Origin of the sequence: Caldicellulosiruptor hydrothermalis 108 (assembly GCF_000166355.1) — a bacterium.
GTDB classification, from domain to species: Bacteria; Bacillota; Thermoanaerobacteria; order Caldicellulosiruptorales; family Caldicellulosiruptoraceae; genus Caldicellulosiruptor; species Caldicellulosiruptor hydrothermalis.
In genome coordinates, this window is record NC_014652.1 from 397,007 (window position 1) to 420,287 (window position 23,281).

A 23,281-nucleotide genomic window follows, 5' to 3' on the forward strand; every position below is an offset into this window, starting at 1 on the left:
TAAGAGATAACAGACAATCATGCCTGTTCAAGAAAATAATCAATAGCGGTTGTATTTGCTTTAGAGCAGGGAGGTGATTAGGGTGAAAAAAAGGATTATTAGTATTTTGATAAAGGTGTTCCTCGGCTGCAGCATTTTAGTAACGATGCTATCTCAAAAGGGCGCGATTATAAATATATACAACAGGAACCCAAAACTGATGATACTGACGGTAATAATAATTGGGATAATAGCACTCATTGATGGTATAGTCAGGGTTATACTTCCAGTAGACACGAGCACGCTGTTTCTCTTTTACACAATTGAAATACCGCCTCTTATCTTCATTGCTCTGTCTTTTCTATATAACCCTGAGTTATGCAAACTTAATATAACTTTGCCTCTGGTTGTAGTGCTTAGCATAATATTCATTTTCACGCTTACACTTGATATAGTAGCAGAAAAACGTCAGCAACAAGTAAAAAACAACATAAGGTAAGTTTATCGAAAAGGGCAAAAAGAGGAGGGGATAAATGTGAAGAATGTATTTCTGGTTTGGGTTGTTGGTGTACTCCTATCAATACCTATATTCGTTATGCTTGTTCTACTGCGTGGTATAGATAACAATCTGTATTATCTCACTGTACGGGCTTTTAGTTTCTTCCTTGCATTCATAGGTATTGTTGGTTTTGTGTTGAGTATGTATTACTTTTACAAATTTCACAAAAGTAACAATGATAAAACACAAAAGAAAATTTGTTGAGTACAAGGCGGTGGTAACGCCACTCTCCCCTGACAGAGTCCTGCGTGATATGTCTGTCTTGAAATCGCTTTTGATTTCAGGACAAGTGGGGAGACCCACTTAAAAGGGCGCAAGTTCCTGTTTATTGGGACAGGGGCTATGGCTTTCCCAAATACCGCCTGCTGGGGCTGGGAAAGCCTGAAAGGCGGACTACAAATACCCCAGCCACCAAACTTGTGCAATTTTGCACAGTTTGGTTGACCAGGTCAAGATAATAGCACTGTTTGTTATTAACGAGCAACAGGCGAACACGCCTGTTGAAATAAAAACAAATGATGGGGGTGTATAATCAATGTCCAAGGAAGAACTTATCAAAGCAATGTCCCAGAAGAGCGGTCTCACAAAGAAGGACAGCGAGAAAGCACTGAACGCACTAATTGAGAGTATTCAAGAAGCTCTTTCCAAAGGCGAGAAGATCCAGCTTGTAGGATTTGGGTCATTTGAAGTAAGGCAACGAGCAGAACGAAAAGGTCGAAATCCGCAGACAAAAGAAGAAATCATCATCCCGGCAACAAAGGTACCTGTTTTCAAGGCAGGCAAAATGTTAAAGCGAGCTGTAATTGCAGACTAGGGGCAGGGAAATGGGAACCTGCCTTTTTCAAATTTAAGAAATATCAAAATTTGAGCAGACTAAAACCACAAGTAGTATCTCCTGAAAACTTTACACTGAAGAGTATTTAAGATTTGTACTTGGAAAAACAGAAAAGGCGGTGAAAACATTGGTTCCCTCTTACTGCCGGCTTATAGTTGGTCTTCCGGAAAAAATCCAGGATGATACAATAATCATATACCATGATGAGAAATACAACGAATATGAAAGAGTGCACGTGTTTGAGCAGTACCTGTTTCCCGAACGAACAAGGGTGTTTGTAACAACTCTCGATTTGAATAATTTAACACTCGTCCAAAAACTGAGAAACAGAGTACGAGCGTATATCAAGAATAAATCACAACTTGATATTATCATTGTACCAGTAACCGACTTTTCTGTTCTATATGCAGACATTGTAACCATTGCACCTTCTGTTGTTTTTGGTGAAAGAGGAAAGCGAACCTTGAATTTTTATTTTTCCGCTTCTTTATTGTAGACGAATACAAGATAAGTAACAGAACAAAAAGTTGATAAAAGAACAGATAAAGTGGTATAATATAATTGCAGGAAAAAGAATATTGCTAAAGAAAGTATACCCTTGGTGTTTGTTAAAACACTGAGGGTTTTTTTGTTTTTAGCAAGATTAAGGGGGAATTGAAATGGCAAGGGGAATAGGAATTTATGATGCAACTTCATGGGCGGATGAGACGGATATAATAAGCATTGTTGCAGAGACATTATGGGACGCATATTTTGGCAGGGAGAAGTATGCTTATGCTTATTATGACAGAAGCGACAATGCAATCAAAACAGAATCCGCCGACAATATAAAAGAGGCAATCAAACAGGCAGCAAAAGACGGCAATGTGATACTATTTGTTGCATCAAAGAAAACAGCGCAAAGCGCTGTAAGAGAAGACATAGTCAACATATTTGTTCAGGTGCACGGGATAACCGCACTGCTTGACAAAAGGCAAACAGAAGAGATGTATTATAGCTGCTTTTCCATTTTTGCAGAATGTTTATTGAAAAAGAACAAGGGGCAACTGGAGAAAGATATTCGCAGACGGCTGGGCAAAGCAATAATGGTGAAGTAGAAAAAATTCATGTAGCAAAATCCAAAATGGTAGTATAATAATAAACATGCTAACTAACTTCTCTTCAACAGTTCTTCTGCTTCCTAAAAAAATATTTCCAGCCCCTTTTCTGTTAACTTTTGTTTGGCTGAGTGCCAAAGGGAAGCGGAAGGACAACAACAAAAAAACAAAACAGGCAGGTTATAAAAAACCTGCCCTTTTTTATTTCCCAAAACTGTCGGGAAATGAAACGGCATTAGCTTTAATTCTTCAACTCAAGAAGCCACTTCTTCCTTGTTTCATCATACGTCATGGCCTTTATGTCAGTCACATGAAGGGTGCAGGGCCGCTCCTGCGAGTTAGGATGCGTGCTCCTACCCCTGCAGAAGATAATCGGATTCTTTTTCATGTGGATCTCTACGACCCTGACCACAAGTATTTTGTCTGCCGTGTAGCAGTCCGAAGTTTTTACCAAGAACTCCTGTTCTTTGTTATGCAATTCAATCAGTTTTTCAAGATACTTCTTGATGTTTTCTGTGTTGTTCTTAAAATTCTTTTCGTCAAAATCAAAATTCTTTATCATCGCAGAAAACCTCCATAAAAAATTTTTCTAATTATTAATAATTTCTGCTGCACCTACTACTGCAGGGAGCATTCTGATGGGGGGTATTCGCTCTGGGGAATACGTATCAAAAAATCATACGCTCTGCTCAAACGTATACGGTTATAAGCCCAAAAAACTGGAAATTAAATTTAACAAAAAGTTAAAGATTTTTTTGAGAAAAACTTAAGAGGGAAACAAAAATTTATGTTAAAAATATGGAGATGATTTTCTTGGATGAGCTGCGAAGAAGACAATGTTTGAAATGTGATTATCTGAACAATGACATCCCGATCAACAAAAAGAAACCGAACTGCAAAGACTTTCTGAACTGCGAAGTGTACAATGTCACAATTAAACTGAAGATGCGAATTCAATATCTGCGTGGCGAAATAGGACCTATGTTTATATGCACCAAAGATGGCTGTACAGTGGAGAATTTTGAATTTGACATTTAGTCAGCCGGGCTTTTCATGCAGCCATCCCCTGCCAGAAGATTCATAACTTCATGTTTGGAACAGTTCCAGAGAAAGGTCAACATTTGTTCGCTATCAAAAAGCCAAGCACATGAAAAGCAGTTTTTTGCCTGTGTAGTCTGGGGCAGGTCAACTCAAAAGCCCGGACAGGAAACACAAAAAGCCAGAAACGCAGCAAAATCAAGGGTTTTTGACAGTTGCAAATTTGCAAAACAAATAAAGGCTCAAAAATCGCATTGCAAATATTCAGGTAATATAAAAATACCTTTCATGCAAAAATTGTTCAATGTAAGTCAAAAGCAACCGCTTTCATGGGTATTTTAGAAGGGGGGATAGGAGTGAACGTGAAAGATTTCTGGGACAGGTGCGTTGGTGAAATGCAGGGACTGACCGAAATTGACAGGGCAGTGTATAGTACTTTCACAGAAGACATAAAAGATGACAAACAATTTTACGAACAGTACTTGAAAGCATTTAGCATGAAATTTGATGAAAAAGAGTGCAAAACTTTTGAGGCAAGACTGGGACTGCTAGGGTACTCGGACAGGATTGCGGAAATGGTTGTTGAAAAAACTCTTGAAGATGATGAAAAACTCATTGAGTTGCTGTACAGCAGAGGAGAGATAGTTGAAGCGTTCATAAAACTGCTTGTGTGCTATGTAGTGCGTGATGTATGGAGAAAAGTACACGATACTGCTTTTGAGCTGGCAAGGAAGACAGGCGGAGAAGTATTAAGACTATTCCCCGACAGAGTTGTCTATGAAGATGAACAAAAAGCATTTAGCGACTTTTTCATGTACATGAGAAAGTACGGTTACTACCTTGCAGGAGGTGGGCAACAGCAGTGAAGAGCAGAGAAGTCGAGAAAATGATAAGAAAGCTTCCAGACAAGCACATGGAATCGAATATAGACGAAAGATTTTGTGTGGGAGATATTTTAAGCATCCTTCTCCATGAGTATTCAGGTTCTTCTCTGCTTTCAGCACTGTTGTCGCTGTACGACTGCGAATGTGCTTTTTGTACGCCACTCTACACGTGTGCCTCGGAAACAGCAGCCGTGACAAAAGGGAAACTGGGTGGGAAAGACCTGTTCAGGAAAGCTCTGCTGGACGCAAAGTACGATGGTGTGCTCCAGAAGTGGTACGAAAACCTCAGGGGAATGTCAGTTGACACATTCATAGGTTGTGTGGTCCTGAGATACCTTGGAAAACTAATACTGCTGCATATGGCAAGAGAACTGGGACAAAACGTTAATGTGAAGGATGAGACAAGCGTGCAGGAGTTCACAGAGCGGTTGAGAAAAGAACTTTTTAGAATTGAATGGGAAGAGGCAGTACGCAGAGCGGAATTCAAAAAATGGCTGAGAGCAGAGAGGGAAGTAGATGAACCACCTGAGGATGTAGAATAACTCCTAATGCAAAAATTGTTCAATGTAGGGCAAAAGCAACTGCTTTCATGGGTATTTTTTGTGGGGTGTATATGCTGAACTCTAAACTCCAATTTCAAGAACCGGGTGTTTTCAAAAAGCCCAGATCAATACAAGGTCTCAAGCTCATGAAGATGCCGATCCGGGCTTTTGAGCCAGCCGACCGCAGCAGCTCGGAAAGGAAAAACATAATTTTCAAAGGGGAAATTGACAATAACGAACAAATGTTCGTTTAAAGTTAGAAGGCAATCACAAAGCAGGTTTTGGACTTTTGCAACGGTGAGGCCAAGAAAAAGCCTGCTCGAAAGCCCAGAGCAACTTTCCTGCCCAGTAGCAAAAAGTTGTTGCAAACAAAAGTTTTTGTGGTATAATAAAAACAGAAAGCAAATATCAAAGTTTGCCAATGAAAGTTAGCCCTGAGTTAGGAAGTAGAAACTTCCTTCTCAGGGCTTTTCGTTTTTATTGCCCCCACAGCTGGTAGTTTGCAAATCAAAGTTTGCAGGGAGGTTAGTTTGTCATGGATGTAAATACACTTTATAAGATGTACTGCAGAAAGGGCAGAGCGAAACTAGATGATGGCAAGAAAATTTACAGGGCAGTATCCCCAGTAGCCCCTTATTACCGTAAGACAACATTTATTGTCTTCTCTAACGGTCATGTAAAGGAACTTGAAGACTACGCGTATACTTACGCAAAAAGGCTGATGGATCTTGGTCTGAGTGTACCAAGAGTGGATTATGATGATATAGTCACAGTAATTGCGCTTCTGCCAGATGAAACAATCAAAAATATTATTGCAATCGTACAGAAATACGAACAAAAAAGGTGGCTTGATGAAGATGAAGACTATTACCTTGACAAAGCACCTACCTATGTCATTACTCCCATAGACAGCATAGAAAGAATAATTAAAACGGAAAAAAAGAAGCTAAACAAACACTTTTTTGATGAATTCAAGGAAAAGCTACAAGGAACCAGACTCGCTCTGCCCGCGCCTGCACGCAGGGCAAACATTTTTAGACGTTTGCTACTGCGGCTGGCAAGGGTTTAAACCCTTGCCATGGAAGTTGGCAAAATAAAGTTTGCAGAAGGGGAGAGAGAAAAATGCACAGGGGTTATCCATACGAGTTCGAGAAGAACTGAGGAGGACTCCCGCAGGATTGAGTGGATTAGAAGACACTGGAGAATTCCTGAGAATTGGAACGTCGAGCCAGTAGAGCTAGTTGAGAGATGTTCTTATGTTCCTGGCAGTTACATCGGTTACCGCATTGTCAACGAGCAGGGACAGACAGTATACTACGGTGTGCTTCGTCCTGTGAGATAGTCTTCCTCCCTCTTGGCAGTTTGCCGAAAAAAGTTTGCAGGAGGATGATGAAGATGTACGAAACAATTGTCGTGGGGTACACTTCCGATGGGTACTACGGTCCAATTCAGGCGGGAACCTACGACGACCTGGAAACAGCTATAAGATTTCCTGAACTTAAGGAACATGTTGACGTTATAGCAGTTTATGTGTACGATTGCCAGGGAAAGCTGGTATACCCCCGGAAGTAGTATTATCTCCCATTTGGCAGTTTGCCAAATACAGTTTGCAGGGGTGATATAAAAATGAATACTCTTATTCACAAACGTCCTGTTACAAAAGAAGAAATTAGCGAAGAAATTAGGAAATTTATTGACTACTTTGAAAAAGAGGAACTGCCGGTTATAGCGATATATGAAGCAGAAGACCTGATATATGATCTTGCCTACTGGGCACAACCGGTACAGGACAACTGGCCACTCGGTGGGACAATATGGACGTACGATTTTGAACGTCAACAAAAAACGTACCTTGTACACCAGAATAGTAAAATCGAAGAAGTGGATGGATTTGAGTTCTTTGAACTGCAAATATGGAAAGTTTTTGAAAAGTACCCGCAGAAACTTCTAACAACAAAGTACATCATAGTTGCAGAAATGCACGAAAATGTAGCGTCAATCTGCTACACAGAAAATACCACAGCAGTCCAGAACAAGGTACTCGGGATAATCAGGGAAAAACAAGAAATCAAGCAAAAAATTCAAAAGCTACTGGCAGGGTTATAAGCTCTGCCAGTGGTTCGGAAGTTTGCAAAGAAGGTGGTTGGCGTGATAAAAGAAGTAACCTGGAAAGAACACCTGCAGAAAAAGATGAAAAGAGCTGAACAGAGGCACCAGAAAATAATACACAAGCCTCACCGAACGAGAAAATTTCTGCCGTGGTGGAAAATCGGGTTAAGCAAGCCGAAAATATATTTCTACTCCAGTAGAAAGAAAGTAGTAAAACAAATCACACACAGGAAAGAAAGAACTTTGGAAAGACAACTTTTGAGCCAGTACCAACCGGAAGAAGAATTGGTATTTCCAAACACTAAGAAAATGATAGATTTTTGGTGGTTGGTGTTATAAGAAGTTTGCATAATACAGTTTGCCCTGTGCCGTTTGTTCAGACACTTTTAAAAACAGCACAGGGTTTTTATGTTTTTTTAGAAGTTTGCCAGAAAAGTTTGCAGGGAGGTATCAACATGAGAGTTTTAATAAGCGTAGAAAAACTTGCAGAAAAGATTAGACCTTTCTTACCCGAAGGCATAGACGTGGACATAACAATCAGAACAGACGAGAACACATGGGAAGACTATGCAGCTTTTACTTTTGTGGCAGACCCACGGGACGAAAAAGTACTTGCAAACTTCATTAAAACCACGCTATCAGGACTCGATGAAAATGATGCCATGTTACTGAACACCTACTTTTGGGACAAAACAAAGAAACAAACTCATGAACTATCTATTCCCAAACTATCACCCCTAATATGTAAAGCATTTGGAAGAAACAAACTGTCTGATTGCTTGCCATTCTACGAGGATAAGTTATTGCTTGTTTTTGACGAGTAGGCAGGACAATGTCCTGCCCTGGAAGTTCGCAAAATAAAAAGTTGGCAGGGGAGGGTAATTTGCATATGAATTGTTGGGCATGCAACAAGAGGGAGTTTACGGTTTCTTTTGAAAGTGGCGTGAGAATATTTTGTTCCAACTGTGGAGAAGAGTTAACGAAAGATGAAATTGAGGATTTTTTGGATGATGTAAGGGAGAGGTTATATTACAAAAAAGTGTCGGAAACTGAAGATGAAGAGTAAATTTTAGTTGTCTCTCCTCTCCCCTTCTCTGGCAGTTTGCAAAGAAAAGTTTGCAGGAAGGGAGAGGGTTTGCCATGTCTGATATGCTGGAGAAAGAAGTCAAAGACATGAAAGAAGTCAAAGATGCTTTTCTGGCAACACTAGAAGAACTCTTCAACCCCAAGTACCCTGTTCAAAAACTCAACTGGGGACAGGTATGGAAAACAATCAATGGCAAGCTCAGCAAAGGCAATTCCTACAAAAATGGGTATGGCAAAGGCAAACCATACCCCGAAAAAGACATAATCAAACTTATAGAAGCAAGATTTGATGGTACTATGCTGGAACTTAAAGGGAACAGGGTATTATTTAGCATTATCAGAACACCCGACGGTTTTGTTGAATGTTACAAACTGACCCAGCAGTTTGAACGCACGCCGAATAAACAAGCAATAGAAGCAATAGAAAGAGCACTCGATACCGACCTTGGCAGTATCAATGATATGTTTGTAGAGATGTACGCCTACTGAGGCAGGGTCTACTCCCCTGCCTGTGGTAGTTTGCTAAATACGGTTAGCGAAGGGGTGTTCAGAGTGATAATCAAGTGGAACAGAGACGGTTATCCAACGGCGAGGTCCTTGAGGAAACTAAAGAAAAAAGTTAACAGCGAAAATCTGCAAGAGGCAATAGAAGCTTTTTACGAAGCGTTGCAGGAAAACTACTATGGCAGTCAACCACCCCCGAATAAATTCGGGGGCTTGCGATGGCGGTAGCAAGGCAACGGTTGACTAGGTCAAGCGGTAACCAAACCGCTACGTCCAGCGGGCTACCAAGTACCCTGGAGTGCCACCCTGGCTCCAGGCTCTACGGGAGAACCGCTCAATCCCACGCACGGTTTGCCGTGCTAAGCCTGCTGGACATGACCGAAGGGTTGAACACACTCCGCCAGGGAGGTTTACCACATGAGGTTTGTTCCTGTAGTTGATAAAGATGGCAATCCATTGATGCCTACAAAACCGTCACGGGCAAGACGTTGGATTAAGTCCGGTAAGGCTACTCCATTCTGGAGCAAGGGAATCTTCTGTGTGAGGCTCAATATAGAACCTTCTGCAAGATATAAACAACCAGTAGCTTTGGGAATTGACCCTGGTTCTAAAATGGAAGGGTATTCAGTTAAATCAAAAGCACATACGTATCTTAATATTCAGGCCTATGCCGTAACGCATGTAAAAAGTGCTGTAGAAACGAGACGTAACATGCGTAGAGCCAGAAGGTATCGTAAGACACGTAGACGTCCAGTTAGATTTAACAATCGTAAGAATAAAGACTTACCTCCGTCAACGAAAGCACGATGGCAATGGAAACTGAGAATAGTTAAGTGGTTAACAAGAATTTTCCCTATAACTGACTTTGTAGTCGAAGACATTAAGGCTGTTACAAAACTAGGACAGAAACGGTGGAATGAATCGTTTTCACCTCTTGAAACGGGGAAAAACTGGTTTTATGCAGAGTTGTCCAGGTTGGGGAAGGTGCATATAAAGGAAGGCAGAGAAACAAAACAATTAAGGGAATCCTATGGATTGAAGAAAACAAGCAAAAAATTAGAAGAAACTTTTGAGTCACACTGCGTTGATGCATGGTGTTTAGCCAACTGGTGTACTGGCGGGCATGTTCAACCAGACAACACAGAGTTGCTAGTCATTATACCATTGCGTTTCCACCGAAGACAGTTGCATATGTTACAGTTCGATAAGGGTGGCATTCGCAGGAGGTATGGCGGGACAAGGTCACTTGGTTTTAAAAGGGGCAGTTATGTTAAACATCCAAAATATGGACTTTGCTATGTTGGTGGACATATGAACGGTAAACTAAGTCTGCATGATATTAACACTGGTAAAAGGTTCACACAACAAGCTAACCCGGACGATTGTAAGTTTATTTGCTTTGCTTCATGGAGATACAAATACAAAGAGCTGTAAAGAAGGGAGGTAAGCGGTTTTCCTCCCCTCAATAAATTGAGGGGTGTCCAACCGCAACACACTATGATGCTGTAGGAGTGGAAGAAGTAGAAGTAAGAGGAGAAAAGAAAAAAGTCTGGGGATACCACACTCTGGGCTGGAGCGGTAACGAAGACATAATACAAGTTTTAAAAACAAGCGTGCTCTTTGACATGCTTCTGGAAAGATATGATGCAGGCGGACATTACTATTTCCGCTGCAAAGAGGAAATATGAAAGACTGTAGGGCATAAAACACTTACTCAGGCAAGGCTGCAGCCTTGCCTGCAGTTGTTTGCAAAATAAGGTTGGCAAAAAAACGAAAGGGGATAAAAAAAATGAGTATCACACAGAAAGAAATAGAAGTTTTTCTGGAAAAGTACAAAGAATATCTGCTATCTCAAGTTGAAGAGATTAAGAATATCCTGCAAACCCTGCCAGCAGATGCAGTAGAAAGAGCATTCTCATACAAAGACACTGCTGAAATTGCCGAGAAGCTCAAATATTACCACAGCATGTATCAGATTGGACCACATGCCTTAGAAGAAGTTTTCGGCAAAAACAAAATTAATTTTTCCAAAAGGGGAGTGACTGTGGTATAATCAAAATAGAAACTCCCCTTTGCCCTGGTAGTTTGCCAAATAAAAGTTGGCAAAGGGGGGATAAGGGTGGTGGGCAACAGTTGGGGATAACGATGAACTCAGAGCAGAACTGCGAAATGAGATAGCTGATCTCAAGAGCGAAAATGCCAGAGAATTTAGCAGTGTCAGAAACGAAATTGCTATGATTAGGAACGAAATTGCCGACATCAAAAATACTTTTCGCTGGAACACTGTCGGCATAATAGCAGCACTTCTGATGGGTTTTGCCGACATAATTGCGGCTATAATCATTCCACAGATGATACTAAATCACCACTAAAAAAGGCAGGGTACAAAAACCCTGCCTTTCCTTTCACCCGGAAATCACAACTTCCTTCTTAATCACAATTTCTATTCCTTTCTTCTTTCCAAACTCAATCACTTTTGAAGCCATTTCATGATAAAATTTCCCTTGTTCTGGATAGTTGAGCCTGCCATAGTTCCAGCGCCCGAACACTATCCTGTCTACAAAACCAATACTTTCAAGGAACTCATCTATGTCCTGCTCAATGATGTCCGGAGTGGGGTATGGCTCGATACTGACCCACGTTTTGAAACCGCATTTGTGCATTGCAAAAAGACTTCTAAGCCTTTCATTGACAGGTGCTGCGTTCGGTTCATATTTTCTTCTGAAATCCTCTGACAGTGATACAAGTGTTATACCAAAACAGTTCTCCGGATGGTTTGTAACTTTTGCTACATCCGGTGTATATACGCCTTTGGTTAATGTACGCACAGGAATTCCGAAAGAATTGATAAGTGCTATTACATTACATGACAATTTTGTGATTTCCGGATGATTGTACATAAAAGGGTCTGTAGCAAAACACATGTTGATGTATCCGACTTTCCCTTTGAGTTTTGGCAACTCCTTTTCCAAAAGCTCAATCGTGTTGTCTACCGGTTTTGGTTTCACCCAATCATCATAGTTAATGCTTCTAAAGCGCTTGTTCATCAAAAAAGCATAGCAGGGATATTTGCAACCGTGAGCACAGCCAAGAACATGGTTCAGGGCATAGTCGCCGTATTCAACACCGGTTCTGTACAGTAGTTGTTTCCTGATAACTCTTTCCATCTTTATCATCTCCAAGAACTATACTTTTCAGTTCTTCGCATTCTTCTTTTTAGAAGACATGCTTCTAAAAACTTTTTCTTCATCATCCTTTTTGAGTATTCCTGTTTTCTTTCCTTTGCTGCAGTATACGGCAAACAAAAATCTTTCATTCCTCCCTCACCTCCCCCTGCTTTGTTTCCTGACAACTCTCTCCACTTATTTCGCCTTCTACTTTCTTGATATCAATTCTTACCAGATTTGCATCACCTTCCGCTTTATAGACAAGAATTTTAATCCCTTTAACTTCCTTGTATGCCTTATCTGCATAATCGTCTGCAACAATTGAGTACAACTGTCCAATAACTCTCAGAACATCATCATTCAACTTTTTTATAAACATCTTTATTATCCTCCTTTTCCATCTCAAATTCAATCTCAACATTTTTAATTTTGAGTCCCAGCTCATCACTGGTCTGACGCAGTTCTCTGGCTAACTTTACAATCAGGTCCAATAAAGCAGCATCAAAATGCCGTACTTTGCAGTTGCTGCAAACATCAACCTTCACATTTTTTATCCAGATAGGTACGTTGTAAAAACCAAGTCCAACTGTTGTACTTTCTTTTCTCAACTCACCGGCACAGTGACAGCAAAACCTTGTTTCGCTCATATCAACATCCCCCCAGTAGTTATTACCTAAAGTTCTTGCGTTCGTGAACTTGTTTAAAATGTTTTGACTTGACTTTATAACAAATTATAGTGGAATCTATAATGTTCATTATTCCCCACATGAATGCTGCCAGAAGAACTATTCCTATGATAAAATTTATTATGCCAATTAATATTAAAACTGCAAAAATAATGAAGGCAATAAAGCAAAGAATCATATCACTTAACATTCTATGTCTAATTTTGCCTGTAAGTTCTAAAATTTCTTGGTCGTCCGGAAACATTTGGTCTACTCTAGCAAGAAAAGAAATAGTATAGTAGCTACAGAATAAACAAATTACTATGCCTAGTAGCATTACTGCAGAGCATACCAAGTACTTACTCATCTTAAACACCTCATCGAATCGATTCTTATTTCAGTTCGCAGTAGTTTTTCGCCCCAACTTTTGCTATTATAACCGGCACAACAACCGGCATCAGCAAACCTGTAATTTCCCGTGTACTCTTTTGAACAATATAACCACAATTTTTCTCAACATCATGATACAGAACACAGCCAAGAAGTAGAATAAACTCATAATACAACTGCGAATATGCTACAAAAGTTGACTCATTCAAAGTCATATAAACAATACCATCTTTGCTACTGGTGGGGTCAAATCTCACAATACATTCCCTTCTGAGAGACACTGACCTTGCTTTTAAAATATTATTCCTGATGTTTTTAATAAAAGGTGCCGGGACGTGATGACCCGGTCTGCAAAGTTTTTTTCTAATACTATCCGGTATAGCTTCCGAAAGAATAGCAAAGTGCCCATTGGTTATAACACCATAATGTTCACAAACACGAGCCAGCGGGTTTTGTGAGATACTTTTTAAAATTTTCTCCAGATTATTTTTCACTGCTATCACCCCAGAAACATCAAAATCAACTTCGCACCATCATGAAAACCATTCCGGTAAGCATTTAGTTCAGCAAGATTGATAAGGTATATGTGTCTGTCCAGCAGTTGATTGATAAGCTTGCGCATTTTCTCACCAGCGTCAACAGTTGAAGTCAAAGGATCAATGTTTTCCTTTATCTCCCTGACAAGACTCTCAAACTCTTCTTTTGCCCTGCACCATTCCTGATTGTTTTCAAGCTCTTCACGATACTCAACAACTGCATCATAAATCAGGTTCTCCACAAGCTCTTCTATTATCTGTTTCGGCATTACTCATCACACTCCTCATCTCCCAAATCTTCATCGTCATCAACGTTCTGCATGTATTCTTCTCTGTCAATCACAGTGATGTATTCTTTTTTAATGTGCATGACATTTGCCAGCAGCTCACGCAGAGCTTCTACCTTTTCAGCTGTGTCAACAGACTGGTTAATTTTAATTTTTGAATACACCGGCGCATAATTACCATTCTCATCAACACCCCATTTTGCCTGCTCGCTTACCCTGAAATAGACGTACGGCATTATTCACCACGCTCCTTTGAAAGAATTTCTTCATTTTTAGCGATTAATTTTTCAATCTCACAAAGTTTTAAATCCACAATAAAAGCCATTGTATCTGCATAGTTTGCTGCTTCTTTCAGACCTTTTCTTAGCAATTTAGATGCTTCTTTCTTGAGTGTATCTTTCAAATTGCGCTGTTCCACAGAAATAGTACATAAAATATCTCTAATCAGTTTTAATTCCCGTGTTTCCAGCACTCTGCTGTAAAGATACTCTGCTGTTTCACACAAATTTTTGATTATGTCTTTGTCATATGTATGACAGACAGTCTCTTTTGCAGTTGTAACGTCAAACTCCATTTCCTTACAACGCTTTACATCTTCAAGTTTTAAAATCATTAAAACCACACTCCAAATCACAAAACAAATTTTCAAAAAGTTCTTCTCCTGTTTGCCTTGATATTGTCTATCACTCTCCCAGAAGTTTATTCACAACTTGAGCTTTCTGATAAGCAGATTTGAGCCTTCTGGATGTGCCTCCAATCTCTACAGGACAGCACATCTCTATAAGTCTGTCAAAAATGCGAATTCCAAGCTTTTCTTTCAGTTCTTCAAGACCATAGTTTGTGGTTACAATCAGTGGTTTTTCATCACGGTACCGCATATCCACAAGCATGTACAGCTTCTCCACAGCCCAGCCAGTAGAACTCTCAGCACCAAGATCATCTAAAACTATCAAATCAGCATTTTTAAAATTGTTTAAAACTTCAATCTCCATCTCACCGGAAGAGAGTGAATATAACTGTTTGAGCTTTGCAAGAAAACCTATCATGGATACCGCAATAACAGGGTAGAACCTTTCAATGAGATAGTTTGCAATGCAAAACGCAAGAAACGTCTTCCCTGTTCCCGGCGGACCATAGAACAAAAGTCCCACATTTTGCTTTTTCATCTCTTCAAACTGCTCGCAGTAGTTTTTTGCAAGACGGTAAAACTGCTCATTTTCAGAGTCTATTTTGAAATTTTCGAAAGTGCACGATTCAAATTTCTTGTCCATAAGCGAAAAGCTTCTCAATCTCTCAAGTCTTAAAGTCTTTTCTCTTGCTTCCTGCAACTGTTGCTGTTTTTCATATTCCTGCTTCTGACATTCACACGCACACGGAAGTTTTCTTATCACACCAAAAATCTCAACTTCAGTCCAGAGCTTGCTGCCACATACAGGGCATACTTCTTCACGCTGTGCTGCTTGGTCCAAGTCGAATAACGGGGAGTGATGCATACGGGTCGACATCAGGATCTGGCTGTTTTCCAAGCCTGATTGGTTTGATGATTGAGTACGGGTCATCTGGTGGGAGCTCACCATATCTTCTGTTATCTTTCTTACGCTTTCCATCCGCCTCACTCTCCTTTTTCTTATCGTTGCTGTTTTTCAAAACATTGATGAGATATCCTTCAGGCTTTTCAATCTTTTTGTTCTTAAGTCCCCACTCAAGTCTGCTAAGTGCCCACAAAACTTCCGCATAACCATACCGGTTATAAAGCTGCCCCAGCAGGGGATAAAACCTGTCATCATGCCTGCCCGTAATCTCTTCAAATCGTCTAACAAGGTCGGCTATTAACTGCCTGTTGTTTACTGCCGGTAGTAGGTTGTTTACATCTTTCCCAGTAGCTCCCTGTTCCTTCAAACCCACTTCTGTGTTAACGTTAGTTAACTTATTATCTTCTAAAACCTCTAAATTATCTTGATTATTAACGTTAGTTAGTTTATTATCTTGACTGTTATTATTGTCTTCAAAGATATTTATATCTTTGTCGTTTTGCGGGCTTTGGTTTTGCAAAGTGGTTTGAGAGCGGGAGTCTACTGGGCTAACAGACTCTTGCTCGCTTTCTTTTACTGCAAAATTTTCACTGCATTTTTTACACTGCATTTTTTGCAGTGTATTTTGTGCAGTATTTATTTCTGTGTTGTCATCAGTATCAGAATTTGAGTCATCGTAATTTACTGCAAAATTTGCAGTGTATTTTTTACAGTGTATTTTTTTGCACTGTATTTTCTGCAGGGTTTTCTTGTAATAAATTTGAGACAGAGTTAAGCTTGTAAAGAGTCGGTTGCCCTTTCTTTCCAGAAACGAAATCAATTAGTCCAGCTTTTTTCAATTCATTCCTCGCCTCAATTAAGGTATGCTCAGATAAAATGCAAGTCTTTGTCATGAGTTCTCGATTGCTTACTGGAAACCATTCTGTTTCTGCTAAATGATTTTTAATTGATGTTAATTTATACCATAACAACTGTGCTAAAGGAGAAAGCGAATTGGCTTCCAACCAGATTTCAAATGCTTCAATTTCTTTCAGTATACTCATTTTTGTTACACTCCTTACTGTGCAGTAATTAAGCTGACTTGTCAAATATTTGTAAAGCATTAATTAACAACATCTTGATATAAGCATTCTTTGATATTCCCATCTTTCTTGTTACTTCTGTTAATTTTTCATTCATTTCTGGAGTCAGCCTAATGGTTAAAGCTATCCTCTTGTTTTTGGATGACATATACACTTTTAACTCACCCCGTTGTGTTTATTTGTCTGATGGTTGCATAATGACATCATTTTATAGCCTTTGCTTATGATTATAGCATGATATTATTTTGTAGTCAACTATATTTTGATGTCATATTGCAACTATTTTATGTTGTTGGCATTTTGATATAATTTTGATATCAGAATAGATATGAGGTGATAAAATGGCTGACTATAAAAAGGCATATACATTGCGAATAGATGAAACTTTACTTGATAAAATTAGAGTGGTTGCTGAAAAAAATAAACGTTCAATTAATGCTCAGATTGAATATTTGATTCAGCAATGTGTCGAAGAATTTGAAGCTAAGCATGGTGAAATAAAAATTGATGAAGAAAAAACTGAATAAATTTTTCCTTTTAACTTCTGGAACGTATAATAAACTATAATTTGCAAGTTGTGAAAGAAGTTGGCCGGATGGTAAACACAATTGCAAAAAGTGAAGAGTATTTGATTGAGCAGTATATAAAAACATGGGAAGAGGAAAATGGCAAGATAGAACCTTCAGCTTTCGAAAATTTACCAAAGTAAGGTGTCCAGGGTGAAGAACAGAATAAGAGAACTAAGACTTGAGAGAGGACTGAGTCAAGAGGAACTTGGTAAAGTCCTTAATGTGAGCGGAAGAACCATTGGACACTACGAAAATGGGTCCCGTGAACCAACACCAGAAGCTCTAAACAAGCTTGCTGACTTCTTTGGAGTAACCATAGATTATCTACTGTGCAGGACTGATGTGCGCTCTACAGAAAAGCAAGACACAAAAGACAAACTGCAGACCCCGGCAGATGTAAACAAAGAACCTGCATCTGATGATATAAAAGAATTGCTGCTGCTGGCTCAAAATCTGCAGGAAGAAGATTTGAAACTGTTGAAGCAAATAGCAAAAAGGTTGAATAGATAGAGTTAGATGTATCTCAAAACCATTGACAGACCTGGGATTGCAGACTGTGTGCAAACCCGAAAAGGGCTTTCGAGATACCTCTGCAGCTGCACAGTGGAGAAAAACAGGAAAGAAAGATTGTAAACGGTTACATTGAAATAGCGAACAAATGTCCGTCAGTAACAATAAAAACCCTTTACAAATTTCTCTTCAGGTGGTATACTATCAAGTAGACAAAACTATCTACAGGAGATGAGCGTATGCTTAACAAAACCACAACAGTAAGAGTGGATATCGAAACATATGAAGGTTTAAAAAAACTTTCTCAAGAGCTCAATCGACCAATGCAGAAAATAATTCAGGAAGCTCTTTCTGAGTACAAAAAGAAGATTATCCTTTCTAAAACCGCAGAAGCTTTTGCCGCCCTGAAAGAAAATAACAAACTATGGCAGGAAGAAATTGAAGAAAGGAAACTGTGGGAAAATACCTTGCAGGATGGGATTGAAAAATGAACCCACAGAGAGGAGAAATATGGCTCGTAGATTTAAACCCAACACGGGGACATGAACAGAGCGGTATTCGCCCGGCAGTAATAATCTCAGTCGATGAATTCAATTCATGTCCCGCTGATCTAGTGGTCGTTGTACCAATCACAAGCAAGAACAAAAATATACCGCTGCACGTAGAAATACAGCCCGAAAACAGCGGACTTGCAAAAATATCTTTCGCAAAACCAGAAGATATAAGGTCAATTTCAAAAGAAAGACTTGTAAAAAAGATAGGAAAACTACCAGAAGCGAAAATGAAGGAACTGGAAGAGAAAATAAAGATTCTACTGGGGTTGTAGAGATAGCTGACTGGTGTTCGCTATCCGGAATGACGGCTTAGTTGCAAAGGATTCCGGGAACTGTAACTGCAAAAGGTCAAAACAAAAGCCCAAATAGAACTCAGCGATATTTCGAAAAAACCAGATACATTCCGGACTCACAAGGAGCAGGCAAAACTTCCAGAATCGTTGTTGCAAAATTTAAAAACGTGGTGTATAATAAAATCAGTCAGGCAAAATTATGTTCAAAAGCTGTCTACAAAAATGTAAAAATAAAAGTTGGCAAGCAAAAGTTAGCCCTGGTGACAAAACAGCCAGGGCTTTTGTGTTTTGAAAAGAAAAATTTCTGTGCAGTATTTTCAAAAAGCGTGGTATAAATAATAATAGCAAACAACATCTCCACTCCCCCTGTTGCATCACAAACTCCCCCTACCGCATTGGCAGTTCGCCAAAAACAAGTTTGCGGTCAGGGGGAGTTTGGAGATGTTGTACCATCCAGACGAAATCACAATAGATGGTCTGGAGTGCTATCTCGACTGGTCAAAACACTCCACAAAAAGAGAAGTGGAAAGGCTGTTCACAGTAGAAGATGTGATAGCAACATTACAACTTGCCTGCGGACTTCTTGATTTCAAAAGTGGCACAAAGTGCTGGGTTAGAAACCACACCCGTGGCAAGTCAGTGCTTGTCAGGGTTGTAGCAGGCGGACAGTGGATATGCTTAGAGATTATCACGCTGCTTAACAAAATAGCGAAACCCAAGAAAGGTACCGAGGTAATAGACGTCTGGGAAGAAAAGTAAATAGGCGAAAGGGCAGGTTGGTGGTAGAGAAAGCAAGCATATCCTGCCCTTTTGCTTTCTCTACGAAAAAATGAAAAGGAGAGATGATAGATGAATAAAGAACCCAGAATCACATTTTCAAAAGATTTTGACCCTGAAAAATACAAAGATATTGAAGACATGCCCACTCAAGAAGAAATTCGGCAATTTGTACTTGAGTGCCTTAAAGAATGTGAAATAGCTATAAACGACCATGAAGGCTTTGTTGGCGACGGCAAAACCGCAATAGTTGAGAGAATTTCAGAAGATGAATACGTTGTAACATTTTATTTCCCATACGACGCTGTAAATGTAAGTGAACAGAAGAAAAAAGACCCGAACTACAAATCAGTACGAGAGATAGTTATGGAAAACCGCCGCAAACAGCAACAAAGATAAGCCCTGAGAAATTCAGGGCTTTGTTTTTTGACAGAAACAGACCAGATCATCTCAAAAGCCCGCAGCGGGCTCTGGTATGTGGCAAAAAACCAGATATACTCTTAGATTGCAGGCAGTAGCCAAACCCGAAAATGGCTTTTGGGACAGGCCTTGAGTACCAGAACAAGAAGCAGGATGGGAAAGGAGATTGTAAACGATTACACAAGGATGCGACAGAAAAAAGTCATATTAGCTACAAAACAGCTGCCTCAAAAGCCCATACAAGGTTTGTGCCAGAAGTCAAAACCCTTGAAAAACCTGCTTTCAAACTATGTTGCAAAATCTGAAAATTGAGTGTATAATAAAAGCAAGTAGGAAAACTGTATTCAGAATGTGTCTACAAAAATGTAAAAATAGAAACTACTACAGCAAAAAGCTGTGGTTTTTGCTTTTTGTGTGGTATAATAAAAGTGTAAAGGGTAAAATTTCTCCTCCCCCTGCTGGAAGTTTGCTAAAAGAGGGGGAGTTAGCGAATGCGTGATAGTTTGCCACCACAGGAACATGATTCAACCTTTAAGTTTCTGTTTGAACACCCAAAAGATATCCTTTTTCTTGTAAAAGATGTTATTGGCTACAGCTGGGCAGACCAAATACAACCGGATTCGATTGAAATTGTTCCGAACGAATTTGTAGATGAGCAGTTTTTACAAAAAAGAGCAGATGTCATAGCAAAGGCAAAACTGAAAGACAGAGAAGTATATTTCTACATCCTCATTGAGAACCAGTCAACTGTAGTAAAAGACATGCCAGAAAGACTTCTAAAGTACATGATTTTGCTCTGGGCAAAGAAAATCAGAGAAGGTGTAAAGAAACTTCCAGCAATAATCCCAATTGTGACATACAATGGTCTTGAAAAAGACTGGGATATTTCGCAGGAGATAATCAGCGAATTCGATGTTTTCAAAGATGACATTTTCAGGTATGCACTTGTAAACATTTCAAAATTAGATGCAAAGACGCTACTGCAAGAAGAAAATGATGTCCTGAGCCCGGTAGTATTCTATTTGGAACAAGTAAGGGACGATACAGAAAAGTTAATCGAGAGGCTAAAAGAAGTTGTGCCAAAACTACAAAGCCTCAGTCAGACCAACGTGGAAAGGTTTTTGATATGGGCGGGAAATGTAATTCGCCCGAGGTTCCCAAAAGAAGAAAGGGAAAAGTATGATAAACTTGCTCAGGAGCTAAAGCAGGGGGGAGTGAGCAAGATGGGCGAGTTTGTATCAAACGTTGCAAGACTTCTGGATGAAGCACAAATGAGAAAGTTCAATGAAGGAATTCAGCAAGGAATGCAGAAGGGGAAACTTGAAGGAAGACTTGAAGTTGCCAGAAAACTGATTCAGAGAGGATTCAGCGACGAAGATATTGCAGATATTACAGAATTGGATGTAGAGAGAATAAAGGAACTGAGGCAGGAACTGATTAATTAGAAAGTTCAGATTCAAAAACTTTAGCCACAGGTAGTTTTTCATGCAAAATACCTGTGGCTTTTATTTTCCAGGGGTCCCTTCCTATGAAGATACAAACTGCAAAATTTCACCGGTTGTTAAAGAATTTAGGAGCTTTGCACCATCAAAAAGGCCGAATTTGTAAGCATTTAGCTCGGCCAGACTGTTCATGTAAAAAATTTTATCCATGAGTTCATCCAAAAGGCTGTGCTGCTGTGGCGGTATAAGCTGTTTTAAAGTTTTCATGATTTGCTGTATTTCTTCCTGAAGTTTTTGCCACTGCTCATCTTCTTCAAGGTCGGCATGGTGCTCATATATCGCATCATAAACAAGATTCTCAATTAACTCCACAATAACATCCTTTGTTTTGGGGTACTGAACAGTCATCAAAAAACACTCCCCTCTCAGCACGCATTTTTTCTCAAACTCAACCTGAAATCCTGACCGTGCATGGGAACAATCCTGCACATCTCAACAAGCCTGCTAACAATCGCGCTTCCCGCCAAACTGCCAGCTACATTCAGCCTTTGCTCAATCTCGTCCAGTGTCAGATTGGTTGTTATCACCACAGGCCGGTAATCCTCATACCTGTTGTTTATGATGAAATACAGCTTTTCAACAAGCCACTCGGTGGGTTTCTCCTTGCCCAGGTCATCTATAACTAGAAGGTCAACTGTGCAGAGTTGTTTTTCAATTCTGTCCGCTGAAATAGCTTCCAACTCATACGCCCTTTTCAGTTCGCCCAGAAGAAAAGATACACTGCCAAAAACTACTGGGACGGATTTGTGTATGATTAGATAGTTTGCAATCGCAGCAGCCAGATGTGTCTTGCCAACACCAAAACTGCCCGTAAAAATCAGACCCTGACCTTTGTGGGCATAAACTTCAAAATTCTGTGCATAATCAAGAGCAACCCGGTAGGCTTCAGGGTTCAGTTCAAACCTGAAATTTTCAAATGTGCGTTCCCTGAATCTTCTGCCAAGGTTCGATTGGGACAACAACTTCTCCACCCGGGCAAGCTTTGCCTTTTGCTGAAGTTCTTCAATGTACTTCCTCTCTTCCTCAACTTCCCTTTGTTTTACACCTTCGCAATCACATGTTTCGTAGAATCCCGCAGAAGATTGCCTGCCACCTACAACAGGATACACATAGTACAAAAGCCTTCCACAGTACTCACACCTGACAGGTGGTTTGTTTTCATCCCTCACAAACCTGAAAAAATCATCCCCATTCATAAAATTGCGCATATTTGTCATTTTTTACCCTCCTCAGAAAATCTTCGTTCCACTCATTGATTTTAGACTCCAGCCATTTCTCAAAACATTTTTCAGTGTCCATAGCAAAATCACGGTTGCTATGGCTACCGGTGTTATGGCTACTGGGGGTGGTACTGTCGGACAGACACATCTTTTTCAGTATCCCGCGCAAATACCCGCGTGGGTTGTCAACTTTCCGTTCCAGTAACACATACTCAAGCTCTTCTATAGCCTTTGCAATTAGATGTGCGTCATATTCCTTGCAGAGCCTGCCTATGTACCTGTAATCATCTTCCTTGCTTTCCCCAGTAGCTTCCCTGTACTTCCTCGTTAGTTCCACTATCACTGCCTTCCTATTCTCTGTTTGTTCCTCTCTATTTGTAGTTGTATAACTACAAACATTATTAACAACAACATTATTAACAACATCTTTAACAACAATATTGTCTAAACAATTGTGAGTTTCAGTTGGTTGCAAAATGATATCATATTGACGGTCTTGCAAAGTGGTTTGAGAGCAGGAGTCTACTGGGTCAACAGACTCTTGCTCGCTTTCTTTTACCTGCATTTTTTGCGAAGAAAACTTGGATAGGGACTCAGTCAAAAGAAACACAATCAGAGAATTTTTTGATACTCCCATTTCCATAGAAATTTTTGAAAGTTGCTCATCAAGATTCTTGGGTAATCTTAAAGTTGTTTGTAGTCTATTAGATTTCATTTAGAATCACCCCTTTTGATTTTTATTATAATGCGATATCACATAGGTGTCAAGAAGAATCTTTTTTAAATTTAAAAGAAATGTTAAAATATCAACGTGATATCAAATTGTTTTCTTGGAGATAGAAAGGAGTGATATCATAATGCCATCAAGAAAACGTCAGTTTACTTTGCGTTTGGATGAGGATAATTTTTTGAAAATAAAATACATTGCCCAGCAGAATCGACGCTCAACGGCTAATCAAATAGAATTTCTCATTGAACAATATATAAGAGAATGGGAAAAAACACATGGAGAAATAGATGTATCATTAGTCGAGGAAGATGATAATTAATTTTACAGTAAACCTAACAAATGTTCGCTATTTTGAAATGAATTCAAAGTAAACCAAGCTTTTCAAAACCATGGCAGACACAGGGTAGCTTGAAA

The 23,281-nt window shown here is 39.6% G+C and carries 45 protein-coding genes and 1 pseudogene; 30 read left to right on the forward strand and 16 right to left on the reverse strand.

Annotated features, from left to right (window positions below):
• Positions 1–82 precede the first annotated feature (82 nt).
• From CALHY_RS01685 to CALHY_RS01705, 6 genes and pseudogenes are all read left to right on the forward strand, one after another.
• Positions 83–478, forward strand: a complete 396-nt coding sequence (locus CALHY_RS01685; protein ID WP_013402285.1) for a hypothetical protein — start codon at positions 83–85, stop codon at positions 476–478.
• Between the two features lie 36 nt (positions 479–514).
• Positions 515–742, forward strand: coding sequence for a hypothetical protein (locus CALHY_RS01690; RefSeq protein WP_013402286.1), 228 nt, complete (start codon positions 515–517; stop codon positions 740–742).
• 7 nt (positions 743–749) lie between these two features.
• Positions 750–923 (forward strand): annotated as a pseudogene (locus CALHY_RS13830) (IS200/IS605 family accessory protein TnpB-related protein); the annotation flags it as partial.
• Between the two features lie 150 nt (positions 924–1,073).
• Positions 1,074–1,352, forward strand: a complete 279-nt coding sequence (locus CALHY_RS01695; RefSeq protein WP_013402287.1) for an HU family DNA-binding protein — start codon at positions 1,074–1,076, stop codon at positions 1,350–1,352.
• A gap of 148 nt (positions 1,353–1,500) precedes the next feature.
• Positions 1,501–1,869: a hypothetical protein gene (locus CALHY_RS01700; protein ID WP_013402288.1), complete on the forward strand. Its 369-nt coding sequence runs from the start codon at positions 1,501–1,503 to the stop codon at positions 1,867–1,869.
• 163 nt (positions 1,870–2,032) lie between these two features.
• Entirely contained in the window at positions 2,033–2,470 is a 438-nt protein-coding gene (locus CALHY_RS01705; RefSeq protein WP_013402289.1) for a hypothetical protein, read from the forward strand.
• 241 nt (positions 2,471–2,711) lie between these two features.
• Here CALHY_RS01705 and CALHY_RS01710 read toward each other — a convergent pair whose 3' ends face one another.
• Positions 2,712–3,032: a hypothetical protein gene (locus CALHY_RS01710; protein WP_013402290.1), complete on the reverse strand. Its 321-nt coding sequence runs from the start codon at positions 3,030–3,032 to the stop codon at positions 2,712–2,714.
• Between the two features lie 242 nt (positions 3,033–3,274).
• Between CALHY_RS01710 and CALHY_RS01715 the strand changes: the two genes are divergently transcribed.
• From CALHY_RS01715 to CALHY_RS13370, 15 genes are all read left to right on the forward strand, one after another.
• Positions 3,275–3,508, forward strand: coding sequence for a hypothetical protein (locus tag CALHY_RS01715; protein WP_408605140.1), 234 nt, complete (start codon positions 3,275–3,277; stop codon positions 3,506–3,508).
• A gap of 356 nt (positions 3,509–3,864) precedes the next feature.
• Positions 3,865–4,374 (forward strand): hypothetical protein, encoded by a 510-nt coding sequence (locus CALHY_RS01725; protein ID WP_148222329.1) that lies wholly within the window; start codon positions 3,865–3,867, stop codon positions 4,372–4,374.
• Positions 4,371–4,934, forward strand: coding sequence for a hypothetical protein (locus CALHY_RS01730; RefSeq protein WP_013402293.1), 564 nt, complete (start codon positions 4,371–4,373; stop codon positions 4,932–4,934). Before CALHY_RS01725 ends, CALHY_RS01730 begins: the two co-directional genes overlap by 4 nt.
• Positions 4,935–5,469: 535 nt before the next feature.
• Positions 5,470–6,003: a hypothetical protein gene (locus CALHY_RS01740; RefSeq protein ID WP_013402294.1), complete on the forward strand. Its 534-nt coding sequence runs from the start codon at positions 5,470–5,472 to the stop codon at positions 6,001–6,003.
• Between the two features lie 9 nt (positions 6,004–6,012).
• Complete coding sequence (locus CALHY_RS01745) at positions 6,013–6,276, forward strand: hypothetical protein (protein ID WP_013402295.1); 264 nt, start codon at positions 6,013–6,015, stop codon at positions 6,274–6,276.
• 53 nt (positions 6,277–6,329) lie between these two features.
• Complete coding sequence (locus tag CALHY_RS13695; protein ID WP_013402296.1) at positions 6,330–6,506, forward strand: hypothetical protein; 177 nt, start codon at positions 6,330–6,332, stop codon at positions 6,504–6,506.
• A gap of 54 nt (positions 6,507–6,560) precedes the next feature.
• Positions 6,561–7,040 (forward strand): hypothetical protein, encoded by a 480-nt coding sequence (locus CALHY_RS01750; RefSeq protein ID WP_013402297.1) that lies wholly within the window; start codon positions 6,561–6,563, stop codon positions 7,038–7,040.
• 42 nt (positions 7,041–7,082) lie between these two features.
• Positions 7,083–7,382 carry a hypothetical protein gene (locus CALHY_RS01755; RefSeq protein ID WP_041723079.1) on the forward strand — a complete coding sequence of 100 codons (300 nt, stop codon included), beginning with the start codon at positions 7,083–7,085 and terminating at the stop codon, positions 7,380–7,382.
• A gap of 5 nt (positions 7,383–7,387) precedes the next feature.
• A complete protein-coding gene (locus tag CALHY_RS01760) occupies positions 7,388–7,867 on the forward strand; it encodes a hypothetical protein (protein ID WP_148222330.1) in 480 nt (159 codons plus the stop codon).
• Between the two features lie 65 nt (positions 7,868–7,932).
• Complete coding sequence (locus CALHY_RS13615; protein ID WP_013402299.1) at positions 7,933–8,109, forward strand: hypothetical protein; 177 nt, start codon at positions 7,933–7,935, stop codon at positions 8,107–8,109.
• Between the two features lie 74 nt (positions 8,110–8,183).
• Complete coding sequence (locus tag CALHY_RS01765; RefSeq protein ID WP_013402300.1) at positions 8,184–8,618, forward strand: hypothetical protein; 435 nt, start codon at positions 8,184–8,186, stop codon at positions 8,616–8,618.
• Positions 8,619–9,050: 432 nt separating this feature from the next.
• A complete protein-coding gene (locus CALHY_RS01775) occupies positions 9,051–10,067 on the forward strand; it encodes an RRXRR domain-containing protein (RefSeq protein WP_013402301.1) in 1,017 nt (338 codons plus the stop codon).
• 77 nt (positions 10,068–10,144) lie between these two features.
• Positions 10,145–10,321, forward strand: coding sequence for a hypothetical protein (locus CALHY_RS13620; protein ID WP_158304223.1), 177 nt, complete (start codon positions 10,145–10,147; stop codon positions 10,319–10,321).
• Positions 10,322–10,422: 101 nt separating this feature from the next.
• On the forward strand, positions 10,423–10,686 hold the full coding sequence (locus CALHY_RS01780) for a hypothetical protein (protein ID WP_013402302.1): 264 nt from the start codon (positions 10,423–10,425) through the stop codon (positions 10,684–10,686).
• A 181-nt stretch (positions 10,687–10,867) separates the two neighbouring features.
• Positions 10,868–11,005: a hypothetical protein gene (locus CALHY_RS13370; RefSeq protein WP_174299045.1), complete on the forward strand. Its 138-nt coding sequence runs from the start codon at positions 10,868–10,870 to the stop codon at positions 11,003–11,005.
• Between the two features lie 33 nt (positions 11,006–11,038).
• On the opposite strand, the gene CALHY_RS01785 is transcribed toward CALHY_RS13370, so the two are convergent.
• From CALHY_RS01785 to CALHY_RS01830, 12 genes are all read right to left on the reverse strand, one after another.
• Positions 11,039–11,800, reverse strand: coding sequence for a radical SAM protein (locus CALHY_RS01785; RefSeq protein ID WP_013402303.1), 762 nt, complete (start codon positions 11,798–11,800; stop codon positions 11,039–11,041).
• 5 nt (positions 11,801–11,805) lie between these two features.
• Positions 11,806–11,949, reverse strand: a complete 144-nt coding sequence (locus CALHY_RS13700; RefSeq protein ID WP_013402304.1) for a hypothetical protein — start codon at positions 11,947–11,949, stop codon at positions 11,806–11,808.
• Positions 11,946–12,179 carry a hypothetical protein gene (locus tag CALHY_RS01790; RefSeq protein WP_013402305.1) on the reverse strand — a complete coding sequence of 78 codons (234 nt, stop codon included), beginning with the start codon at positions 12,177–12,179 and terminating at the stop codon, positions 11,946–11,948. Before CALHY_RS01790 ends, CALHY_RS13700 begins: the two co-directional genes overlap by 4 nt.
• Positions 12,157–12,447: a hypothetical protein gene (locus CALHY_RS01795; protein ID WP_013402306.1), complete on the reverse strand. Its 291-nt coding sequence runs from the start codon at positions 12,445–12,447 to the stop codon at positions 12,157–12,159. Before CALHY_RS01795 ends, CALHY_RS01790 begins: the two co-directional genes overlap by 23 nt.
• A gap of 22 nt (positions 12,448–12,469) precedes the next feature.
• The gene (locus CALHY_RS01800) at positions 12,470–12,730 is read right to left on the reverse strand and encodes a hypothetical protein (RefSeq protein WP_148222331.1); all 261 of its coding nucleotides are present in this window, start codon (positions 12,728–12,730) and stop codon (positions 12,470–12,472) included.
• 127 nt (positions 12,731–12,857) lie between these two features.
• Entirely contained in the window at positions 12,858–13,349 is a 492-nt protein-coding gene (locus CALHY_RS01805; RefSeq protein ID WP_041723083.1) for a hypothetical protein, read from the reverse strand.
• A 5-nt stretch (positions 13,350–13,354) separates the two neighbouring features.
• Positions 13,355–13,660: a DUF6809 family protein gene (locus tag CALHY_RS01810; protein ID WP_013402309.1), complete on the reverse strand. Its 306-nt coding sequence runs from the start codon at positions 13,658–13,660 to the stop codon at positions 13,355–13,357.
• The gene (locus tag CALHY_RS01815; RefSeq protein ID WP_013402310.1) at positions 13,660–13,914 is read right to left on the reverse strand and encodes a hypothetical protein; all 255 of its coding nucleotides are present in this window, start codon (positions 13,912–13,914) and stop codon (positions 13,660–13,662) included. The genes CALHY_RS01810 and CALHY_RS01815 overlap by 1 nt, the downstream gene beginning before the upstream one ends.
• On the reverse strand, positions 13,914–14,327 hold the full coding sequence (locus CALHY_RS01820; protein WP_013402311.1) for a hypothetical protein: 414 nt from the start codon (positions 14,325–14,327) through the stop codon (positions 13,914–13,916). The genes CALHY_RS01815 and CALHY_RS01820 overlap by 1 nt, the downstream gene beginning before the upstream one ends.
• A 34-nt stretch (positions 14,328–14,361) precedes the next feature.
• Positions 14,362–15,237 (reverse strand): ATP-binding protein, encoded by an 876-nt coding sequence (locus CALHY_RS01825; protein ID WP_238524593.1) that lies wholly within the window; start codon positions 15,235–15,237, stop codon positions 14,362–14,364.
• A complete protein-coding gene (locus CALHY_RS13270; protein WP_013402313.1) occupies positions 15,125–15,820 on the reverse strand; it encodes a hypothetical protein in 696 nt (231 codons plus the stop codon). Before CALHY_RS13270 ends, CALHY_RS01825 begins: the two co-directional genes overlap by 113 nt.
• 97 nt (positions 15,821–15,917) lie before the next feature.
• The gene (locus CALHY_RS01830; RefSeq protein WP_013402314.1) at positions 15,918–16,253 is read right to left on the reverse strand and encodes a putative transcriptional regulator, gntr family; all 336 of its coding nucleotides are present in this window, start codon (positions 16,251–16,253) and stop codon (positions 15,918–15,920) included.
• Between the two features lie 380 nt (positions 16,254–16,633).
• On the opposite strand from CALHY_RS01830, the gene CALHY_RS01835 reads away from it, so the two are divergent.
• The 8 genes from CALHY_RS01835 to CALHY_RS01870 all read left to right on the forward strand — a co-directional run bounded on the left by CALHY_RS01835 (position 16,634) and on the right by CALHY_RS01870 (position 20,860).
• Positions 16,634–16,819 carry a TA system antitoxin ParD family protein gene (locus CALHY_RS01835; RefSeq protein WP_013402316.1) on the forward strand — a complete coding sequence of 62 codons (186 nt, stop codon included), beginning with the start codon at positions 16,634–16,636 and terminating at the stop codon, positions 16,817–16,819.
• Positions 16,820–17,011: 192 nt separating this feature from the next.
• Positions 17,012–17,371 carry a helix-turn-helix domain-containing protein gene (locus CALHY_RS01840; RefSeq protein WP_013402317.1) on the forward strand — a complete coding sequence of 120 codons (360 nt, stop codon included), beginning with the start codon at positions 17,012–17,014 and terminating at the stop codon, positions 17,369–17,371.
• Positions 17,372–17,610: 239 nt separating this feature from the next.
• Positions 17,611–17,862, forward strand: coding sequence for a ribbon-helix-helix protein, CopG family (locus CALHY_RS01845; protein WP_013402318.1), 252 nt, complete (start codon positions 17,611–17,613; stop codon positions 17,860–17,862).
• Positions 17,859–18,197 carry a type II toxin-antitoxin system PemK/MazF family toxin gene (locus CALHY_RS01850; protein WP_013402319.1) on the forward strand — a complete coding sequence of 113 codons (339 nt, stop codon included), beginning with the start codon at positions 17,859–17,861 and terminating at the stop codon, positions 18,195–18,197. Before CALHY_RS01845 ends, CALHY_RS01850 begins: the two co-directional genes overlap by 4 nt.
• A gap of 41 nt (positions 18,198–18,238) precedes the next feature.
• Positions 18,239–18,553 (forward strand): hypothetical protein, encoded by a 315-nt coding sequence (locus tag CALHY_RS01855; RefSeq protein WP_013402320.1) that lies wholly within the window; start codon positions 18,239–18,241, stop codon positions 18,551–18,553.
• 106 nt (positions 18,554–18,659) lie between these two features.
• Positions 18,660–18,977, forward strand: coding sequence for a hypothetical protein (locus CALHY_RS01860; RefSeq protein WP_013402321.1), 318 nt, complete (start codon positions 18,660–18,662; stop codon positions 18,975–18,977).
• A gap of 90 nt (positions 18,978–19,067) precedes the next feature.
• Positions 19,068–19,394 (forward strand): hypothetical protein, encoded by a 327-nt coding sequence (locus tag CALHY_RS01865; RefSeq protein WP_013402322.1) that lies wholly within the window; start codon positions 19,068–19,070, stop codon positions 19,392–19,394.
• 512 nt (positions 19,395–19,906) lie between these two features.
• Entirely contained in the window at positions 19,907–20,860 is a 954-nt protein-coding gene (locus CALHY_RS01870) for an Rpn family recombination-promoting nuclease/putative transposase (protein ID WP_013402323.1), read from the forward strand.
• Positions 20,861–20,941: 81 nt separating this feature from the next.
• On the opposite strand, the gene CALHY_RS01875 is transcribed toward CALHY_RS01870, so the two are convergent.
• Genes CALHY_RS01875 through CALHY_RS01885 form a run of 3 tightly spaced genes read right to left on the reverse strand, consistent with a single transcriptional unit; the run spans position 20,942 to position 22,852 of the window.
• Positions 20,942–21,265 carry a DUF6809 family protein gene (locus tag CALHY_RS01875; RefSeq protein ID WP_013402324.1) on the reverse strand — a complete coding sequence of 108 codons (324 nt, stop codon included), beginning with the start codon at positions 21,263–21,265 and terminating at the stop codon, positions 20,942–20,944.
• A gap of 17 nt (positions 21,266–21,282) precedes the next feature.
• Positions 21,283–22,134: an ATP-binding protein gene (locus CALHY_RS01880; protein ID WP_013402325.1), complete on the reverse strand. Its 852-nt coding sequence runs from the start codon at positions 22,132–22,134 to the stop codon at positions 21,283–21,285.
• Positions 22,100–22,852: a hypothetical protein gene (locus CALHY_RS01885; RefSeq protein WP_013402326.1), complete on the reverse strand. Its 753-nt coding sequence runs from the start codon at positions 22,850–22,852 to the stop codon at positions 22,100–22,102. Before CALHY_RS01885 ends, CALHY_RS01880 begins: the two co-directional genes overlap by 35 nt.
• Positions 22,853–22,994: 142 nt before the next feature.
• Between CALHY_RS01885 and CALHY_RS01890 the strand changes: the two genes are divergently transcribed.
• Entirely contained in the window at positions 22,995–23,186 is a 192-nt protein-coding gene (locus CALHY_RS01890; RefSeq protein ID WP_013402327.1) for a hypothetical protein, read from the forward strand.
• Positions 23,187–23,281 lie beyond the last annotated feature (95 nt).

What these genes read in the sequence shown, in the direction of transcription:
- CALHY_RS01695 (WP_013402287.1), top strand. Translation starts at nt 1,074, where the DNA reads ATGTCCAAGGAAGAACTTATCAAAGCAATGTCCCAGAAGAGCGGTCTC.
- CALHY_RS01705 (WP_013402289.1), top strand. Translation starts at nt 2,033, where the DNA reads ATGGCAAGGGGAATAGGAATTTATGATGCAACTTCATGGGCGGATGAG.
- CALHY_RS01710 (WP_013402290.1), bottom strand. Translation starts at nt 3,032, where the DNA reads ATGATAAAGAATTTTGATTTTGACGAAAAGAATTTTAAGAACAACACA.
- CALHY_RS01715 (WP_408605140.1), top strand. Translation starts at nt 3,275, where the DNA reads ATGATTTTCTTGGATGAGCTGCGAAGAAGACAATGTTTGAAATGTGAT.
- CALHY_RS01740 (WP_013402294.1), top strand. Translation starts at nt 5,470, where the DNA reads ATGGATGTAAATACACTTTATAAGATGTACTGCAGAAAGGGCAGAGCG.
- CALHY_RS01745 (WP_013402295.1), top strand. Translation starts at nt 6,013, where the DNA reads ATGGAAGTTGGCAAAATAAAGTTTGCAGAAGGGGAGAGAGAAAAATGC.
- CALHY_RS13695 (WP_013402296.1), top strand. Translation starts at nt 6,330, where the DNA reads ATGTACGAAACAATTGTCGTGGGGTACACTTCCGATGGGTACTACGGT.
- CALHY_RS01750 (WP_013402297.1), top strand. Translation starts at nt 6,561, where the DNA reads ATGAATACTCTTATTCACAAACGTCCTGTTACAAAAGAAGAAATTAGC.
- CALHY_RS13615 (WP_013402299.1), top strand. Translation starts at nt 7,933, where the DNA reads ATGAATTGTTGGGCATGCAACAAGAGGGAGTTTACGGTTTCTTTTGAA.
- CALHY_RS01765 (WP_013402300.1), top strand. Translation starts at nt 8,184, where the DNA reads ATGTCTGATATGCTGGAGAAAGAAGTCAAAGACATGAAAGAAGTCAAA.
- CALHY_RS01775 (WP_013402301.1), top strand. Translation starts at nt 9,051, where the DNA reads ATGAGGTTTGTTCCTGTAGTTGATAAAGATGGCAATCCATTGATGCCT.
- CALHY_RS01780 (WP_013402302.1), top strand. Translation starts at nt 10,423, where the DNA reads ATGAGTATCACACAGAAAGAAATAGAAGTTTTTCTGGAAAAGTACAAA.
- CALHY_RS13370 (WP_174299045.1), top strand. Translation starts at nt 10,868, where the DNA reads ATGATTAGGAACGAAATTGCCGACATCAAAAATACTTTTCGCTGGAAC.
- CALHY_RS01785 (WP_013402303.1), bottom strand. Translation starts at nt 11,800, where the DNA reads ATGGAAAGAGTTATCAGGAAACAACTACTGTACAGAACCGGTGTTGAA.
- CALHY_RS13700 (WP_013402304.1), bottom strand. Translation starts at nt 11,949, where the DNA reads ATGAAAGATTTTTGTTTGCCGTATACTGCAGCAAAGGAAAGAAAACAG.
- CALHY_RS01790 (WP_013402305.1), bottom strand. Translation starts at nt 12,179, where the DNA reads ATGTTTATAAAAAAGTTGAATGATGATGTTCTGAGAGTTATTGGACAG.
- CALHY_RS01795 (WP_013402306.1), bottom strand. Translation starts at nt 12,447, where the DNA reads ATGAGCGAAACAAGGTTTTGCTGTCACTGTGCCGGTGAGTTGAGAAAA.
- CALHY_RS01800 (WP_148222331.1), bottom strand. Translation starts at nt 12,730, where the DNA reads ATGTTTCCGGACGACCAAGAAATTTTAGAACTTACAGGCAAAATTAGA.
- CALHY_RS01810 (WP_013402309.1), bottom strand. Translation starts at nt 13,660, where the DNA reads ATGCCGAAACAGATAATAGAAGAGCTTGTGGAGAACCTGATTTATGAT.
- CALHY_RS01815 (WP_013402310.1), bottom strand. Translation starts at nt 13,914, where the DNA reads ATGCCGTACGTCTATTTCAGGGTAAGCGAGCAGGCAAAATGGGGTGTT.
- CALHY_RS01825 (WP_238524593.1), bottom strand. Translation starts at nt 15,237, where the DNA reads ATGACCCGTACTCAATCATCAAACCAATCAGGCTTGGAAAACAGCCAG.
- CALHY_RS13270 (WP_013402313.1), bottom strand. Translation starts at nt 15,820, where the DNA reads ATGCAGTGTAAAAAATGCAGTGAAAATTTTGCAGTAAAAGAAAGCGAG.
- CALHY_RS01830 (WP_013402314.1), bottom strand. Translation starts at nt 16,253, where the DNA reads ATGAGTATACTGAAAGAAATTGAAGCATTTGAAATCTGGTTGGAAGCC.
- CALHY_RS01835 (WP_013402316.1), top strand. Translation starts at nt 16,634, where the DNA reads ATGGCTGACTATAAAAAGGCATATACATTGCGAATAGATGAAACTTTA.
- CALHY_RS01845 (WP_013402318.1), top strand. Translation starts at nt 17,611, where the DNA reads ATGCTTAACAAAACCACAACAGTAAGAGTGGATATCGAAACATATGAA.
- CALHY_RS01850 (WP_013402319.1), top strand. Translation starts at nt 17,859, where the DNA reads ATGAACCCACAGAGAGGAGAAATATGGCTCGTAGATTTAAACCCAACA.
- CALHY_RS01860 (WP_013402321.1), top strand. Translation starts at nt 18,660, where the DNA reads ATGTTGTACCATCCAGACGAAATCACAATAGATGGTCTGGAGTGCTAT.
- CALHY_RS01865 (WP_013402322.1), top strand. Translation starts at nt 19,068, where the DNA reads ATGAATAAAGAACCCAGAATCACATTTTCAAAAGATTTTGACCCTGAA.
- CALHY_RS01870 (WP_013402323.1), top strand. Translation starts at nt 19,907, where the DNA reads ATGCGTGATAGTTTGCCACCACAGGAACATGATTCAACCTTTAAGTTT.
- CALHY_RS01875 (WP_013402324.1), bottom strand. Translation starts at nt 21,265, where the DNA reads ATGACTGTTCAGTACCCCAAAACAAAGGATGTTATTGTGGAGTTAATT.
- CALHY_RS01880 (WP_013402325.1), bottom strand. Translation starts at nt 22,134, where the DNA reads ATGACAAATATGCGCAATTTTATGAATGGGGATGATTTTTTCAGGTTT.
- CALHY_RS01885 (WP_013402326.1), bottom strand. Translation starts at nt 22,852, where the DNA reads ATGAAATCTAATAGACTACAAACAACTTTAAGATTACCCAAGAATCTT.
- CALHY_RS01890 (WP_013402327.1), top strand. Translation starts at nt 22,995, where the DNA reads ATGCCATCAAGAAAACGTCAGTTTACTTTGCGTTTGGATGAGGATAAT.